At 32.8% G+C, this 17170-nt stretch carries 20 protein-coding genes; 14 read left to right on the forward strand and 6 right to left on the reverse strand.

Translation table 11 applies throughout. The features are described 5' to 3' along the window. The first annotated feature begins 53 nt into the window (after positions 1-53). The 5 genes from ccoG (at position 54) to Q0876_RS04580 (ending at position 4031) form a co-directional block, all read left to right on the forward strand. Positions 54-1478 carry a cytochrome c oxidase accessory protein CcoG gene (ccoG, locus tag Q0876_RS04560; RefSeq protein ID WP_299224592.1) on the forward strand — a complete coding sequence of 475 codons (1425 nt, stop codon included), beginning with the start codon at positions 54-56 and terminating at the stop codon, positions 1476-1478. A gap of 14 nt (positions 1479-1492) precedes the next feature. Next, positions 1493-1939, forward strand: coding sequence for a FixH family protein (locus Q0876_RS04565; RefSeq protein ID WP_299224594.1), 447 nt, complete (start codon positions 1493-1495; stop codon positions 1937-1939). Continuing rightward, positions 1940-2641, forward strand: coding sequence for a sulfite exporter TauE/SafE family protein (locus Q0876_RS04570; RefSeq protein ID WP_299224596.1), 702 nt, complete (start codon positions 1940-1942; stop codon positions 2639-2641). Between the two features lie 100 nt (positions 2642-2741). Further along, complete coding sequence (locus Q0876_RS04575) at positions 2742-3569, forward strand: universal stress protein (RefSeq protein ID WP_299224598.1); 828 nt, start codon at positions 2742-2744, stop codon at positions 3567-3569. Positions 3570-3581: 12 nt separating this feature from the next. After that, the gene (locus Q0876_RS04580) at positions 3582-4031 is read left to right on the forward strand and encodes a pyridoxamine 5'-phosphate oxidase family protein (RefSeq protein ID WP_299224600.1); all 450 of its coding nucleotides are present in this window, start codon (positions 3582-3584) and stop codon (positions 4029-4031) included. Positions 4032-4039: 8 nt separating this feature from the next. Here the strand turns inward: Q0876_RS04580 and Q0876_RS04585 are convergent, their stop codons facing one another. Both Q0876_RS04585 and Q0876_RS04590 read right to left on the reverse strand, forming a co-directional pair. Next, a complete protein-coding gene (locus Q0876_RS04585) occupies positions 4040-5200 on the reverse strand; it encodes a succinylglutamate desuccinylase/aspartoacylase family protein (protein WP_299224602.1) in 1161 nt (386 codons plus the stop codon). Continuing rightward, positions 5201-7066 (reverse strand): CBS domain-containing protein, encoded by a 1866-nt coding sequence (locus tag Q0876_RS04590; RefSeq protein WP_299224604.1) that lies wholly within the window; start codon positions 7064-7066, stop codon positions 5201-5203. It abuts the gene before it with no gap. Positions 7067-7185: 119 nt separating this feature from the next. Between Q0876_RS04590 and Q0876_RS04595 the strand changes: the two genes are divergently transcribed. After that, entirely contained in the window at positions 7186-7605 is a 420-nt protein-coding gene (locus tag Q0876_RS04595; RefSeq protein ID WP_299224606.1) for a CBS domain-containing protein, read from the forward strand. 160 nt (positions 7606-7765) lie between these two features. Beyond that, the gene (locus Q0876_RS04600; RefSeq protein ID WP_299224608.1) at positions 7766-9046 is read left to right on the forward strand and encodes an acetyl-CoA hydrolase/transferase C-terminal domain-containing protein; all 1281 of its coding nucleotides are present in this window, start codon (positions 7766-7768) and stop codon (positions 9044-9046) included. Between the two features lie 58 nt (positions 9047-9104). On the opposite strand, the gene Q0876_RS04605 is transcribed toward Q0876_RS04600, so the two are convergent. Continuing rightward, complete coding sequence (locus tag Q0876_RS04605; protein ID WP_299224609.1) at positions 9105-9938, reverse strand: universal stress protein; 834 nt, start codon at positions 9936-9938, stop codon at positions 9105-9107. Positions 9939-10142: 204 nt separating this feature from the next. Here Q0876_RS04605 and Q0876_RS04610 point away from each other — a divergent pair, with 204 nt between their 5' ends. The 4 genes from Q0876_RS04610 to Q0876_RS04625 all read left to right on the forward strand — a co-directional run bounded on the left by Q0876_RS04610 (position 10143) and on the right by Q0876_RS04625 (position 13272). Beyond that, the gene (locus tag Q0876_RS04610; protein WP_299224611.1) at positions 10143-10769 is read left to right on the forward strand and encodes a superoxide dismutase family protein; all 627 of its coding nucleotides are present in this window, start codon (positions 10143-10145) and stop codon (positions 10767-10769) included. 93 nt (positions 10770-10862) lie between these two features. Then, on the forward strand, positions 10863-11390 hold the full coding sequence (locus tag Q0876_RS04615; RefSeq protein ID WP_299224613.1) for a sigma-70 family RNA polymerase sigma factor: 528 nt from the start codon (positions 10863-10865) through the stop codon (positions 11388-11390). A gap of 3 nt (positions 11391-11393) precedes the next feature. Continuing rightward, positions 11394-12197 carry an anti-sigma factor gene (locus tag Q0876_RS04620; protein WP_299224615.1) on the forward strand — a complete coding sequence of 268 codons (804 nt, stop codon included), beginning with the start codon at positions 11394-11396 and terminating at the stop codon, positions 12195-12197. Positions 12198-12306: 109 nt separating this feature from the next. Beyond that, positions 12307-13272, forward strand: coding sequence for a hypothetical protein (locus tag Q0876_RS04625; protein ID WP_299224617.1), 966 nt, complete (start codon positions 12307-12309; stop codon positions 13270-13272). A gap of 16 nt (positions 13273-13288) precedes the next feature. On the opposite strand, the gene Q0876_RS04630 is transcribed toward Q0876_RS04625, so the two are convergent. Beyond that, complete coding sequence (locus Q0876_RS04630; protein WP_299224618.1) at positions 13289-13624, reverse strand: tRNA-binding protein; 336 nt, start codon at positions 13622-13624, stop codon at positions 13289-13291. A 20-nt stretch (positions 13625-13644) separates the two neighbouring features. On the opposite strand from Q0876_RS04630, the gene Q0876_RS04635 reads away from it, so the two are divergent. Then, positions 13645-14202: a thioredoxin family protein gene (locus tag Q0876_RS04635; RefSeq protein ID WP_299224619.1), complete on the forward strand. Its 558-nt coding sequence runs from the start codon at positions 13645-13647 to the stop codon at positions 14200-14202. Positions 14203-14260: 58 nt separating this feature from the next. On the opposite strand, the gene Q0876_RS04640 is transcribed toward Q0876_RS04635, so the two are convergent. Next, positions 14261-14773, reverse strand: a complete 513-nt coding sequence (locus Q0876_RS04640; RefSeq protein ID WP_299224621.1) for a fasciclin domain-containing protein — start codon at positions 14771-14773, stop codon at positions 14261-14263. A 129-nt stretch (positions 14774-14902) separates the two neighbouring features. Here Q0876_RS04640 and Q0876_RS04645 point away from each other — a divergent pair, with 129 nt between their 5' ends. Further along, positions 14903-15460, forward strand: a complete 558-nt coding sequence (locus tag Q0876_RS04645) for an RNA polymerase sigma factor (protein WP_299224623.1) — start codon at positions 14903-14905, stop codon at positions 15458-15460. Beyond that, a complete protein-coding gene (locus tag Q0876_RS04650; RefSeq protein WP_299224625.1) occupies positions 15457-16242 on the forward strand; it encodes an anti-sigma factor in 786 nt (261 codons plus the stop codon). The genes Q0876_RS04645 and Q0876_RS04650 overlap by 4 nt, the downstream gene beginning before the upstream one ends. A 5-nt stretch (positions 16243-16247) precedes the next feature. On the opposite strand, the gene Q0876_RS04655 is transcribed toward Q0876_RS04650, so the two are convergent. Continuing rightward, positions 16248-17003 carry an energy transducer TonB gene (locus Q0876_RS04655; RefSeq protein ID WP_299224627.1) on the reverse strand — a complete coding sequence of 252 codons (756 nt, stop codon included), beginning with the start codon at positions 17001-17003 and terminating at the stop codon, positions 16248-16250. Between the last annotated feature and the right edge of the window lie 167 nt (positions 17004-17170).

Below are 17170 nucleotides of genomic sequence, written 5' to 3' on the forward strand. Positions count from 1 at the left end.
TTGGTAGGACTTTCAAGATCATTATTTATTGAAAATCGTAACAACATATTGTCGTGAACACACCTAAAAATGAAAGCTTTAGAGATTCTATCGGTACACTAACTGATGAAGGCAAACGTGCATGGGTATATCCTAAGAAGCCAAGTGGTCGTTACTATGAAAAACGAAAAATAGTAAGCTATGGTCTGCTCTTGTTTTTATTTGCGGCTCCTTTTATTAAGATTGGTGGTAATCAATTTCTAATGTTCAATGTGTTAGAGCGTCGCTTTAATATATTTGGGTTTCCGTTTTGGCCACAAGATTTTCATCTGTTCGTGATATCGATGATCATAGGTGTCATCTTTGTGACCTTATTTACTGTTGGCTTTGGTCGTATTTTCTGTGGTTGGATCTGTCCACAAACGATATTTATGGAAATGGTTTTCCGAAGAATTGAATACTGGATTGATGGTGACAGAAATAAACAACGAAAATTAGACCGACAAAAATGGGATGCAGAGAAGATTCGAAAGCGGCTATTAAAATGGTTCATATTCTTAATAATATCTTTCTTAATAGCTAACGTTTTTCTAGCTTATTTAATAGGAAGCGATAAACTTATCAAATACATCACTGATGGTCCGTTTCAACATTTAGGAACACTCTTCCCTCTACTCATTTTTACTGCAGTTTTCTATTTTGTTTTTGCATGGTTTAGAGAACAAGTGTGTATAATTGCTTGTCCTTATGGTCGACTACAAGGTGTTCTGCTTGATAATAAATCTATTGTAGTTGCCTACGATCATAAACGTGGAGAAGGCGAAAATGGTCGTAAAAAGTTTAGAAAAAATGAAGATAGAGCGGCACTAGGACATGGTGATTGTATAGATTGCTTACAATGTGTACATGTATGCCCAACTGGTATAGACATAAGAAATGGCACACAACTAGAATGTGTAAACTGTACTGCTTGCATTGACGAATGTGATCATATTATGGAGAGCATTAATCTTCCAAAAGGATTAATTAGATATGCCAGTGAAGAAAATATCGAAAAGAAAAAGAAGTTTGAATTTTCTCCGCGATTAAAAGGTTACACAGCTGTATTAGTTATACTTATTGGTGTTTTAATAGGAATGTTAATGCTTAGAAATGATCTAGAAGCTAGAGTATTAAGGCTTCCTGGGCAATTATACGAACATAAAGAAGGGACTATTATAAGTAATGTATTTACATACAAGCTTATAAATAAAACAACCAAAACTATAAGCGATGTAAGCTTTAAACTACGAAAGTATAAAGGAGAAATTAAATTGGTATCAACATCAAACACCTTTGAAGTTCCTGCTCAAGGTCTTGCTGAAGGTACATTGTTCATTGAAATTGATAAAAACGAACTTAAAGGAGATAAAAACAAATTAATGATTGAGGTCTATAATGGTGATGAGTTAATTGAAACAACCAGTGTCAACTTTTTAGGTCCAAGAAGTTATAATTAAATAAAAAGAGCATTATGAAAATTAATTGGGGAACAGGTATCGTGTTAGCATTTATAGGGTTTATAAGCTTCATCATGTATTTCGTTATCAATATGACTACCAACGATAAATATGATTCTTCACTAGTAACAAAAGAATATTACAAAGAAGAGTTGAAGTACCAAGAAGATATCAATAAAGAAACTAATGCTAAAAACTTAATCACTAATATCACATGGAAACGTACTTCAGAAGGTTTAGAACTATTGTTCCCAGATAACATGGACGCTAAAGCTATTACTGGAAAAGTGTTCCTATATAGACCATCTAACAAACAAGTAGACTTTGAAACTACAATTTCATTGTCTAATCACAATTTGCTCATACCTGACAAACGTTTGTTGGATGGTCGTTGGAACCTTAAAGTCGATTGGCAATATAACGGAAAATCATATCTCTACAAAAAAGAAATTGTGTACTAAATGTTTTGGTCTGCTATCATATTAGGTCTATTAGGAAGTTTCCACTGTATTGGGATGTGTGGTCCTATTGCCTTTATGTTACCTGTAGACAGAAATCACACCTCTAAGAAAATTTTTCAAATTTCTATTTATCATTTTGGACGATTACTAGCATACAGCCTTATTGGATTGATCTTTGGACTTGTAGGCAAGAGCTTATATATATTTGGGATACAACAACAACTATCGATTGCTATAGGAGTAATAATGATTATAATCGTTTTAATTCCGAATAACGTATTTAATACGTATAACTTCTCGAGACCTGTTTTTAAACTTATTTCTAAAGTAAAGTCTACTTTAGGCAAAGCATTGAAAAGAAAAACAGCAGACACATTTTTAACAATTGGTTTTCTTAATGGGTTTTTACCGTGCGGATTGATTTATATGGCAGTTATTGCATCTCTAGCAACACAGAATGCAATACAAAGCAGCATATACATGCTACTATTTGGTGTTGGCACTATACCATTGATGACGACAGCTGTTTATATTGGTAAATTTTTAAATACGACCATTAAACAACGTATACAAAAAACGATTCCTATTTTTGTTTTAATCATTGGTCTACTATTCATCATTAGAGGTATGGGTTTAGATATTCCTTACTTATCTCCTACACCAGTTATTGAAATGACTTCAAGCGCTATCGAATGCCATTAAACGCATTACTATACTATCTACTTATTTGAATACAAACTGATATAAGTCATACTTTTCTCGAATTGAATTATGTAACTTTAAGATACATAATTCAATGACCATGAAAAAGATCATTCTATTAACCGATTTCTCCGATAACGCGCTTGATGCTATTCACTATAGTATGCGCTTTTTTTCGTCAGAAAAATGCATATTCTACTTGATGCATGTTCATAAGGCTGGTTCGTTTATTTCAGATGATTTAATGACCTCTTCATCCGAAAGTATTTACGAATCAATTACGAAAGCTCCACGAGAAAAGCTAAATACCTTAGCTGAAAACCTCAAAAAACAATACAATAACTCTAATCATACATTTGGGATTATTATTGATTTTGATGTCTTTACAGATGCCGTAAATCAAGCTATAAAAACCTATGATATAGATATTGTCATCATGGGTTCAAATGGTATTTCTGGTGTTAAAGAAGTGATCTTCGGAAGTAATACTTTAAACGTCATTAGAGGTGTAATATGTAAAACATTGATTATACCCAATAATTACATGTTTAAACCAGCTAAGAACTTTTTACTTCCGCTACAAGATAAAGACATCATCAATGAAGAACAAATCAACCTTGTAAATGAATTTACAAAAAAGCAACAACTTAAACTTCATGTATTAAGAGTATGCTCAAAAGAAAAAATTGTTGAAACAATACGAACTGACAACTCAAAACTCAACACTACCAGTTGCAATTACAATATAGAATCTTCTAAATTCTTTGACGCTGTAATTGATTACTTAGAAGTTCATGACATAGATTTAATGGGATTGATTGTTCATGATAAGTCATTCATTGAACGCTTATTTACCGAATCGCCTACTATTAAATTGAGCAAAGTCATTAAATTACCGTTACTGATTTTTCACTCATCAGAACATTAAAATTAAAATCTTATGATAAAAAATCTTGATCGAATTGAATGCGAACTGATATTAAAACAGAACTACATTGGTCATTTGGCTTACGTATACCAAAACAAACCTTTTGTTATTCCAATAACTTATTTCTTCAATGCTAATAAAATTATTTGCTATTCTGGAGAAGGTCATAAAATCAATGCAATGCGTAAACATGCTCCAGTTGCTCTTGAAGTTTCAGACATTACTTCTGTTAATCATTGGCAATCTATAGCTGTACATGGTAGTTATGAAGAATATGAAGGTAGTGAGGCCAAAGCACTATTGCATGAGTTTTCTTTAGGAATTAAAGATATTATTATGACCAAAGAACGGCGTGACTTAGATTTTATAAGTGAATTCTCGGCCAAAATTGCTAAAAACGATATTCCAATAGTATTCGTTATCAATATTGAAGAAATCACCGGAAAGATGAGGCGTAAATAGAGCTTCTTTTATGTGAAAGGCACTTTTTTTCTATCTCGCTTTATAAAATGAATTTTATCTTCAATAACAACCTTCTTCCTGTAACCAAATAAATGAAACACTTTGGTAGTTAAAAATAAAGCTATCCGTCTATTAGCAATAAGGCAATACGTGTTTTCTGGGTGTTTACTTATTCCTGGAAGAAGCCTCAATAACTGATGAAATTTTAGACTTCTTAGGACAGTAGATAAAACTAACCAGAAACGAGAAAGCTTTCTTACAATAAAAAAACCATCTTCACCTTGTTTTTGATAGAGTGGCATAAAAATGAGACCATTTAACGGACTCTTTATTTCACTTACGCCATCGTGAGCTAATAATTGATGTTTAATTACCTGTGTAAAATTTTTAAATCCAGAACACATTTCAAACTCATTAGTCTCAGCTAAAGAGTGCCTATACATTATTTCATAAAACCCTTTTTCTATATGTAGCAATTTATCATACTCTTTATAAGAAATTAAATGTTTATTTACCATACTTAGTTTTTCCATAACCAGCCAAACAAATGCTTCGCAGTATAATATAGACTTTTCATCATCATGCTTCCCAGCTTCAAAACCTATAGACACATGACCAAACTCATTGATATAAGACAATAGAGGCCCATCTAAATACTCCTCTATACCAAGAACGATAGGAATATTAAATTTGTCTGCCAAAGACCTATTATTTAGCGAATCGCTTATAGTGATAAATGGAATTGTTGAAGAAGACGTTGTATGAAGGTCTACGAACACTAAATTACCATTGTGTTTTTTACTTATATCTTTAATGGTATTGTAAAGTTCGTATTGTTCTCTTTGCTCTTCAAATTCAAAATATTTACTGTCATTCAACACTTTGATATCGTCTTCAGACCATAATCTATTAAGATCAAAATCCTTATATCTAATTCCAGCTTCAAAAGCACTTATGTTTCCTAACAAAGCATAAAAATTACCATTGATTTTTATGGCTTTAGATACGATGTCTTCAACAATTTTTCTCAGGCCTAAAACACCTGCTGGTTCATTTCCATGAATACCTCCAATACATACTAATGTTGTTGCATTGTCAATATGACTTTGGCTGTATATAATTCTATTTGTGACAGTCTTGTTGATAGGTTCTGTTATGGTTTTAATCATCTACTGCAAGTTAAGTTTTTCTAAATCGGTAATGGTAAAGATACCTACTAACTCATTATGGTCTAATACTGGCAAACAACTGATTCCATGATTATACATGAGTTGCTTAGCATCTTCAATACGCATTTCTGGATAAGCAGTTTTTATATCTTTTTGCATGATATCACATGCAGATTGATCGTCGTATTTTTCTTCTTTAGAGATATCATTTTGATAGATCACACCAACGATCTTATTGTCTTTATTGATAACAGGAATATGATGAATACGTTTCCATTTCATAATTTTCTTAATCAAACGAACAGAATCATTTTCGTTTACTGTAAAAATCTTTGTAGACATTACTTTGTATATCTTATTTTGAGAAAAAGCATCTCCTTTATCAAAGGTCTTGGCAAGTTTCCACTCACTAACGGGTACATCCTCTTTTTGGTTCTTATGTAAATGATAAGTGAGTAATATATTAGCTTCGTCTCTTGACACTACTTCTTGGAGTTTTCTGCTGCTTCGTACAAGCCATTTACTACCTGATGTATTTTTATCTATTCGGTCTTTTATGATGTTCAAATAGAATTCAATATCTACAGGATCGACATTTGCTTTAATGAGTCCGTCATGAGCCATAGGTAATAGAATATGCTTTGCTAGATCTTTTGCCGATATGCCTTCATTAAACCAATTAAAATAAGTATCCATTCCTGTTCTTGCTGCTTTTATAAAATTACCTGTTGCATCTTTGAACGACATTCGCTTCCAGATAGATTTACAGTCTTCAGGCATTCCTAACATGACACCAACCCAAAACATAGCATTTGCAATTTCGTCTTTAATGCTTGGTCCAGATGGGATATATCTATTTTCAATACGCAAATGCGCTATATTATTATGTACACCATAACATACGCGATTCCATTTATAGAGTGTTCCGTTATGCAACCCAAGAGCTTTCAATTCTGGTTTGATACCCTTCTTTAAATCATTAACTGCATTCCCTTCCAAATCTGATGTTACCAAAGGTGCGTAATGTGCTACATCGTCTGTGAATACATCTAAAATTGAATCTCTGATCCAGTCGTTCCCAAAAGACACTCTAGGCTTTTCTTCTCTTAGTAAATGTGCTTTATTTCTAGTATCTATACTTTGCTGAAAAAGTGCTATTCGAGTTTCACTCCAAAGTTCTCTACCCAAAAGCATAGGTGAATTTGTCATTACAGATAATACTGGTCCTGCAATAGCTTGCGACCAATTGTATTGATCTATAATATGCTCTAAATCGATTTGTAAGTGTACTTGAAAACTTGTATTGCATGCTTCAAATAAAATAGATTCATGATCTAGAATCAACTCATCTATACCTCTAACCTGTACTCTAAAATCTTTCCCTCTAACCTTGCGCATCACATCATTTAAAACCTTATAACGTTGATGTGGTGTCATATTTTCAAAAACGAGGTCTTTGCGTTTAAAAGTTGGAAGTATTCCTGCGAGAATAATTTTGTTTTGATCGATACTATTAGCACATAGCTTGGCTTTATCTACCAAATTGAATAAGTCGGTTTCCATTTGAGAAAAACACTTCCCACTTAATACTAATGGATCTAAATTGGCTTCTATATTAAAAAGTCCGAGCTCTGTTGTAAAATGTTTGTCATCAATTTCATCTAATATCTGTAAGGCGTTAAATGATGGCCTATAATATTTATCTACAATGCACAATTCTTGCTCTGCACCTATGCGCTGTGTTCCTTTCTCGAAAGCATCAGTTTCAATCATTAGCTTTAATGCCTCTAAATCATTTAATAAATGATTAATGAATTGCTTGCGTTGAGACTGGTTAGTAATTGGTTGAACTGATTGTGATCCCATAATATTTGTACATGATTATCAAATTTAAAACATTAACACCAATGCTTTTATGACTTTTGTCATAGTAAAACTTTTATGATAATGCTACCTTTATTATGAACTAATAAATACTGTTAATCATGAAAAAAAGAACACCTATTTCAGCAATTATGACCAAAGATGTCATTACACTAAATCATACAGACAATCTGGATAATGCAGAATCATTGTTTAAAAAACATAATATTAGACACATTCCAGTTGTAAGTGGCAACGAAATTATAGGCATGTTGAGTTACACCGATTTGTTACGTATAAGTTTTGCTGATGCCATTGATGAAGATGAAAGTACTGTAGATACTATTGTGTATAACATGTTTACTATAGAACAAGTTATGGCTAAAAACTTGACTAGTGTTAGCCCAACTACAACCATAAAAGAAACTGCAGAAATTCTTTCAAAAAAAGAATTCCATGCTTTACCAGTAGTTGAAGATGGAAATCTTGTTGGCATCGTAACAACGACAGACCTAATCAATTATTTACTTGAACAATTTTGAAGTTATTGAATAATAAAACTTATTGACAAGGTCATAAAAGCAATTGTTTTTATTAGTTTAGATGACTAATACTAAGTGATAATTGCTTTTATGACTTTTATCATTTTAAATAAACAATCAACGAGCAACCTTTACGCTTTTAACACTTATAAAAAATAACATGAATACTCCAAAAACAGTCACTGCAAGGGAAGCTGTGTCTATCGTTAAATCAAATGATCGTGTATTCTTTCAAGGTGCAGCAATGACTCCAAATTTACTTATAGATAATTTGTGTGATCGCTACCAAGAACTTAATAATGTTCAAATTATTCAAATACATACCGATGGTGAAGCCAAATATATGGAAGCACCTTATAGTAATTCATTTAAACTATACAGTTGTTTTGTAGGTAGCAACGTAAGGAAAGGTGTCAATTCTAATAATGGTGATTATATTCCTATTTTTTTAAGTGAGATACACTTGCTATTTAGAAGAGCCATCTTGCCGCTAGATGTTGCTTTTATTCAAGTATCTCCACCAGACAAACATGGTTATTGTTCTTTAGGCACTTCAGTAGACGTTACGTTACCAGCAATACAAACTGCAAAAGCTGTAGTAGCTTTAGTAAACCCTCAAGTTCCAAGAACGCATGGAGATGGTATCATACACATGAAAAATATAGATTATGCTGTTGAGATAGATAAACCTATTCATCAAGCTGTTTCTCAAGAACTTTCAGAAACTGAACGTAAAATTGGTAAATACGTTGCCGAATTAGTAGAAGATGGTGCTACTTTACAAATGGGAATAGGAAATATTCCAAATGCGGTATTACACAACCTAACCAACCATAAAAGACTTGGAATTCATACTGAAATGTTTTCTGACGGTATTTTACCACTAATTGAAAAAGGAATCATTACTGGCGAAGAAAAAGAAATTAAAACTGGGAAGATTGTCACCTGTTTTACCGTTGGTACCCAAAAACTGTATAACTTTATTGACGATAACCCTCTCGTTCATTTCAAAGAAGCTGGTTACACTAATGATACTTCAATTATAAAACTAAACCCAAAAGTAACAGCTATTAACAGTGCTATAGAAATAGATATTACTGGACAAGTCTGCGCTGATACCATTGGCAAATATCAATATTCTGGAGTTGGAGGACAAATGGACTTTATACGAGGTGCATCACTATCTAAAGGTGGTAAAGCTATTTTCGCAATGCCGTCAATAACCACAAAAGGCGTTTCAAAGATATCGTCGTTTTTGAAAGAAGGCGCTGGAGTGACTACTACAAGAGCTCATGTACATTACGTGGCTACAGAATATGGTGTGGTTAACTTATTTGGAAAAAGCTTAAAGCAACGCGCTGAAGCTTTAATCTCTATATCACATCCAAACTTTAGAGAAGCATTAGAGCGTGATGCACATAATAGGTTCTCTAATTTGTAACTCAATAAAAAAGAAGCCAGATAAAATCTGGCTTTTTTATAAACTATAATTTTAAGAATTAGATCTTAAATGTTAGTACTGGTAATGTAGAGTGGTTAGCAATATCTTCACCTATACTTCCACTAAAAAAATGAGCAATACCCTTTCTTCCATGAGTAGGTACAGCAATTAAGTCGGCGCCTACAATATTAGAAAAATTCAACACGCCACTTTCTACAGTATAATCTGAAATATAATGCACATTATTAATAGCATTTACGTTTCCATCAGCTTTTTCTAAAAACCTAGCTACAGTAGCTTCCATTTCTGTAGAACTTTTAAAACGCTCTCCTGGTAAGTTAACATAAAGTAGTTTTAAATCTGATCCAGAATCTTTAAAAAACTGTCTCGCTTTTAGATAAGGTGCTACCATTTCATCACTAAAATCACATGCAAATACAACGGTTTCAACTTGAACACTTTCAGGTTTTTGTTTAACTACTAGCACAGGAATGTTTGAATGTCTTACCACTTTCTCTGTATTAGACCCAACGAAAATCTCTGATAAACCACTTGAGCCATGAGAACCCATTACAATAAGATCTGCACTGTGGTCTTCAGCAACTTCACTTACCTCACTAAACACCTTAAAATGTTTAACAATAGGAATGATTTTTACACCTTTGAGGTAATCTCGACTTAAAAAATCTTCGAATTTTTGTTCAGCCAATTTCAAAAAGAAAACAGCTTTAGCTTGCTGCTCATTATCTGAATCGGTTAAAATATTATTTGCCATCTCCAACATATGCAATGCTAATATTTCAGCATTATTCTTTTTAGCAAGCATCGCTGCAGTTTGAAGTGCATATTCAGAATGTTCAGAAAAATCTATTGGTACTATTATTTTATCCATTTTAAAAATTTTAGTTAAAAGATTATTTAGTTATAAGTATAAGGTATTTCCTACTAATAGAAAAACACATCATCAATTTGATAACAAAATTAGAGGTTATCCCTTAGAAAAAAGATGACATAAATCATGTAAGCGTTTATATTTTAATTAATTTTAGTTTGAATTAAATAATCATTAAATTTCAACTTACAAAAACACTATACAATGAAACACTCAATTTTAGGACTACTTTTTTTTGCAATGCTAATGATCACTTCATGTAAAAGTGATAAAAAAGAAGCTGAAACAGTAGTTGATGAACCTACACAAACCGAAGAAGCGACTGAAAACTCAAGACAACCTACGGAAGTAAAAGACGAGCCTGCATATTACTCTGAAAAACGAAAAGTGACTTTAGCGTTAGAGTCTAAAAGTGATAGTAATGTTACTGGCAACGTGCTCTTTACTCAAGATCAAGGTGTAGTTACTATGATTGCTAGATTAAAAGGACTATCTCCTGGTGAGCATGCTATTCACATTCACGAAAAGGCTGACTGTTCTTCTGCTGATGGAAAATCATCTGGCGGACATTGGAATCCAACTGGTCAACCGCACGGAAAATGGGGAGAAGCAACGGGTTACCACAAAGGTGATATTGGTAACTTCATTGCTAATAATGAAGGTAATGGAAATATTACCAAAATTACAGACGAGTGGTGTATTGGATGTGGTGATGAAACGAAAGATATTTTGGGTAAAGCCATAATTGTTCATCAAGGAACTGATGATTTTACATCACAACCTTCTGGAGCAGCAGGAGCTAGAGTTAGCTGTGGTGGAATTATTGAATAAATAACCGAATTAAAATAAGTAGAAAAGAAAAGTTATATAAGCTAACTATAGCTTTTCTTCTTTTATTTGTAAATAAATATAACAACACACTGAATGCAACTAGAAACATTAATTTCTCAGTTTCAAAATAAGGATGAAAAGGCATTCGAGAAGTTATACCATATGTATAGCGATAGTATTCATGGTGTGATCTATAATATTGTTAGAGATATTGATATTGCTGATGAAGTCATGCAAGATGTTTTTATCAAAGCTTGGAATAATGCTAATACTTACAATCCTAGAAAAGGTCGATTTTTTACATGGATTCTCAATATTGCTAGAAATGCAGCAATAGACAAGACTCGCTCTAAAACATTTAAAAATTCTAGTAAAAACCTCAATGCCGAATTTTTCGTAGATATATTACAATCGACAGACGATCTTGATAATAAAACTGACGCTATTGGACTTAGAAATTTCGTAGAAAAACTTGCTAAAACATGTATTGAAATAATTGAGTTACTTTATTTTAAGGGCTATACGCAGAAAGAAGCCTCAGAGACTTTAGATATGCCTATAGGCACTATAAAAACAAGAAATAGAAATTGTATTAAGACACTAAGAGAAATGTTATTATAACAAATGGATATTAACGCTTACATAGCATCAGGAATTTTGGAACTTTATGTTGCAGGACGACTTTCTAAAAAAGAAAGTCTAGAGGTCTATGAACTTATGCTTAAACATCCTGAAATTTCAAAAGAGGTATTAGAGATTGAGGCGTCAATAGTTAAATTAACTGCAGCGACATCTCAAAATGAGAGTTCAAAAAATTTAGTAAAAATAAAAAGACAACTACATTTTAATGATTCTAGTTCAAAAGTTGTTTCTATATCAAAAACAAGAACCAATTGGCTCACTTATGTAGGTTGGGCTGCAGCATTAATAATTGGAGCTGGATTCTTATGGACTATCAATAAAAATCAACAATTAGAATCTCAAATTACTTCTACAGAAATAGAAAATGCTTATCTAGAAAAGCAAATTGAAGATGCAAAAATAGATCTAGCTGCAAAAGAAAACTTACTAAACGTACTAAGAGATAAAGATATTATTTCGGTGCCTTTAGGAGGTCAAGGCGATTTTGCTAATGCTTATGCTAAAGTTTATTGGAATAAAGCAGACAATAACATTTACTTAGATGCCCAAGGACTACCAGATGCTCCAGAAGGCAAAGTCTGGCAGGTATGGTCACTAACACTAAATCCGTTAACACCAACAAGTCTTGGTACAATAGATGATTTTAATTCTGACGAGAATAAGATTTTCAATATTACCAATACAAACGAAAGTCAAGCCTTTGGCATAACACTTGAGCCAGATGGAGGTAGTGCATCTCCAACCATGGAACAATTATATACTTTAGGTATAGTCTCTCAACCTTAATTTTAAAAATAAATCTTAGTTGTATTCATGAGCATATAACAAATTTATTATATATTCGTTACTAAGCTAGAGCACTACCATCTCAATATAAATTCATTACATATAGATTATGATGAAACAGGTTTTGGTGCTTATTCTATTTAGTTTTACTTTTAACACATCTTTTTCTCAAGGTACTGTTGAGGCCGAATTTGATACGATTTTTAATTTTCAGTTCAAATCGTTAAAAGATAAACATCAGAAAAAAATTCTGATAGATCAATCTCATAATACAATTTATTCGCTCTCCTACGGAAAAGACACAGCTCGGGAAATGTTGAGAATTATGAATGAAGACGGTTTTGATGTTCAGTTTACAGCACAAGAGATAAATACAACACATTTAAAAACAACTCAACCAGACATGTTAATTTTACATGGCATGCCTAACGATAAAATTATTTTAGACAGTGGAGACAAAAAAGAAATCGTTTACAAATCACCATTAACCAACACAGAAGTTGTTGCTATTAGTAAGTATGTCTATAATGGTGGTAGCCTCTTTTTATTTTTAAGTCATTTCCCTGGTGGAAGCGGAGCATTGCCGCTCTTAGAAGCCTTTAGTATAAAATTTAGAGATGGTTATGCATATCATGCTGATTCTCCAGGACACAATGGTGGCTTCTGTAGCCATTTTGTGATGACTTCAAATAATGGAATGATTAATACCAAACACCCTGTATTAACCTCAAGTCTAACAGATGAGCTAAACCCTAAAACTATAAAATTTTTATGTGGTGCTGCTATTTTCAGAAATCCTGAAGATAATATACTCTCATTTCCAAAAAATACGATCAATTTCACACCAACCAATGATGGTAGTGCTGATATAGAAGAAACTTCAAATAGTTATGCAGGAATGATTGGATTTAACTTTGGTTCTGGCAGAGTGATTGTGTGTACAGATCAAGGTATTTTTAGAAGTCTGGATCTCATTATCGATGGCGAAAAAATTCCGGTGACCATTCATGATCCAAATTGTGATAATGCAAGTTTGTTCTTAAATTCAATACGTTGGCTAACTAAATTACAATAGCCTTAACTTGATTTTATTAAGATACAATACTTCCGTTTACAACTCTTGTTTCCGGATTGAGCAGCGTAACATCTTTTCCATCAACAGCACCGAGAATCAAGCATTCACTCATAAATTTTGCAATCTGTTTTTTGGGGAAGTTAACCACAGCTATTATTTGACGATTCAGTAAATCCGCTTTTGCGTATAACGTAGTAATTTGAGCGGAAGACTTTTTTATTCCTAAGTCACCAAAGTCTATCGTAAGTTGGTAGGCAGGATGCCTAGCCTCAGGAAAATCATTTACCTTAATAATGGTTCCAACACGAAAATCAACCTTTGTAAAGTCTTCAAAAGTTATTATATTATCCATAATCTAAAAGTAAAAAAAATATGGCACTTACACCCTCAAATATGCTACCAATAGGTACTGTAGCACCAAATTTCGAACTTGTAAATACGGTAGATGACACCTTAGTTTCTTTAACCGAGGCTAAGGGCCTCAATGGTACTTTGATTATGTTTATTTGTAATCATTGTCCTTTTGTGAAACATGTGAATGAAGAACTATCTAAACTAGCTAAAGACTACGTCTCAAAAGGAATTAATTGCATAGCAATTTCAAGTAATGATATAGATAATTATCCTGAAGATGCACCAGATAAAATGAAACAAAATGCTATAGATAATGATTTCATTTTTCCATATCTGTACGACCAAACCCAAAATGTTGCTAAAGCTTATGATGCCGCATGTACACCAGATTTTTATGTTTTTGACAAAAATCTTAAATTAGTTTACAGAGGACAACTAGATGATTCAAGACCAGGCAATGGTATTCCTGTTAATGGCAAAGACTTACGAAATGCTTTGGATACAATCATTAAAGGCGAGCTTATTTTGAGCACCCAGAAACCTAGTATAGGTTGTAACATCAAATGGAAAGCATAAAAAAAGCATTCACTAACGTGAATGCTTTTTTCTCTTTTTCATAGCAATTGATCCCAAATTATTTAGGCATTACAACGCTATTAATCACATGAATAACACCATTACTACCCATAACATCTGTAGCGGTAATCTCACTATAATTTCCATTTTGATCTTTCAACCAAATCTTATCATCTTTTTGAATAACCATCAAAGTTTGTCCGTTAAGTGCTTTTAACTCCACTTTTCCTTTACCTTTCTTTAGCGCAGTTACAACATCCTTAGCTGTTAGCTTTCCAGATACTACGTGATACGTTAAGATATTAGCTAAGGTTTTTTGGTTTCCTTTTTCTAATAGAGAACTTAAGGTTTTTGAATCAATTTTTTCAAATGCAGCATTTGTTGGTGCAAACACAGTAAATGGTCCATCACCTTGTAATGCTTTTACTAGTTCTGCAGCTTTTAGTGCTGTTACCAAAGTTGAAAAATTTTCATTCCCAACTGCAACATCTACGATGGTCCCTTGCGCTTTTGCTGTATGACTAAATGTTAATGCAACAACTGTGGTCAAAATAAATACTAACTTTTTCATAATTTTTTAATGTATTGGTTAAACTAATTAGTGTACTTGTTTCCGTTTTGAAGTACTTTCATTTATATTTACACAGCATTGTTACTTCTGGATGAGTAACCTTTTTATTTTGTGAAATCTTTAACATTAATGTCCAACGAGAATACTATCATTTCTAGACTTAAATTAAAAGATGAGTCAGCTCTAGCCGATTTATACGATAAGTATTCGGCTGCACTTTATGGTGTAATTGTAAGAATGTGTAAAGATGAAGGTAATGCTCAAATCATTTTGCAGGATACATTTATGACCATTTGGGAAAAACCGCATTTATATGATGCAAAAAAAGGGCGATTTTACACTTGGGCATATCGTATTGCCAAGAATAAAACGTTAAACTTTTTGAGAAAACCTGAAAACCTCATCCAAGTAGAAGATTTGAGTGTATATAAAGATAAAACTGAAGACGTTACTAATGATGTAGATACATTGAAATTAAAAGGGAGCATACAACATTTAGATGCGCATCATCAACGTGCCATCGAATTGGTTTATTTTAATGGACTTACACATCGCGAAGCACATAAAGAAATGGGAGTCCCTTTAGGCACCTTCAAATCTTATGTAAGGCAAGCGCTTAAACAACTACAACAATCGTACGTTAAACTGATCGTGTTTTTGATGTTATTAATTGAGATAACGAAATGATGGATAAGACTTACATATTGAACAATGGAATTTTAGAACTTTACGTGTTAGGAGAATTGAATAGACATGAGCAACAACAAGTAGAAGATGCCCTTGAACAATATTCTGAATTAAAAACCGAATTAGATCATATTGAGAAAAGCTTTGAAACACTAGCATTACAGAATGGTATGCATGTTCCTTCATCTGTAAAATCTGCGCTACTAGAAAATTTATCTTCTGTAAGTCCAAAAACCGTTCCATTACAAGCTTCGACTAAGTCATTAAACAAATACTATATTGGCATTGCAGCTAGCGTTGCTGCTTTATTATTGATTGGGCTCTTCTATATCTATTCAGAATTAAATACAACCAAAGAGCAACTACAACTAGCTGAAGAGGAAAATATTAAACTCAGTGATGAGATTAAGAATCTTAACAACGATTTTAATGAAATTGCCAATTGGTATATAACTATCAATAATCCAAATACTCAAAAATATATTATGACAGGTAATGCCTTACGACCAGAGGCTACTGTTGTGAGTTATGTAAACAATATTGATAAATCTGTTATAATTAATACTAAGCAATTACCAGAATTAGATGATGCTCACGATTATCAAATGTGGGCAGATGTTAAAGGAGAAATGATAAATATGGGATTAATAGACACTTCAAAAGAGATGTTGGCCATGACTTACATAGATGATGCTGAATCCTTGAATATCACTATAGAGCCTAGTGGTGGAAATGATCATCCAACCGTATCCCAACTCATCACAAATGTTTATTTAAGGTAAACCAACTAAAATTTTTTATAAACAAAACTTATGGGTATGCTATAAGACATACTCACGGGTCTGCCACGTTGCTTACCTGGAATCATTTGAGGTAATAAACCAATAATACGTTCAGCTTCATTTTCTAATAATTCATCTGGACCTCTGCTTCTAATCTTAGCTACGCAACCGGTTTTATCTATTACAAATAACACGTGTACCTTACCACTTATTCCAGCATCTAGTGCATCTTCAGGATAAGTGAAGTGCTTTTTAACATGAAGTTTCATTTGTTTTTGGAAGCAATCCATTTGCTCTTTTTTAGACCCTTTTTCACATCCTGGAAATATGGGTACATTTTCGATAACCGCAAATGGAATCTCAATATCCTCCTCTACATCTTCAACATAAACTTCATCAATTTTAGCAATGTATTCAACAACGGCATCTTCTTGATTGACTTCTGTGCTACCAATAGTTTGTTCTTCTTTATCAAAAAGATTATCTACAATATTGATCTCTTCTGATGTTGTAACAATTGGTACGACCTCTCCTGATTGTAGTGGAGGTGCCGGTGGCGGAATGGTCTTTACTTTTATAATCGGAATCTCTTCCTCATAGACATCTTCTACCTGAACAATATCACGTTCAGTAACTGTAGTTTTATAACTCTTAAATTCAAATGTAAGGTACGTGAGTAACAACATTAAATTTAAACCTACAGCAAAATAAAGACTACTATTTCTAGCAACTTCAATCTCTGGGTTTTTTTTGACTTGCATGGCTTTGGTGTTTAATTAGTATCAAGTTAGCCCATAAAACCAAAAAAAAATATGATAATTATCATACAAGACTGTTAAAACTAAGCTTGTTATTAGCCGCTTATAAAATTCTTGTTGATTTCATATAAAAAACACCTGCTTGCATATTTGAAACAGGTGCTTTCAAC

The sequence above is a fragment of the uncultured Psychroserpens sp. genome (assembly GCF_947503375.1).
In the GTDB taxonomy this organism is placed as follows: Bacteria; Bacteroidota; Bacteroidia; order Flavobacteriales; family Flavobacteriaceae; genus Psychroserpens.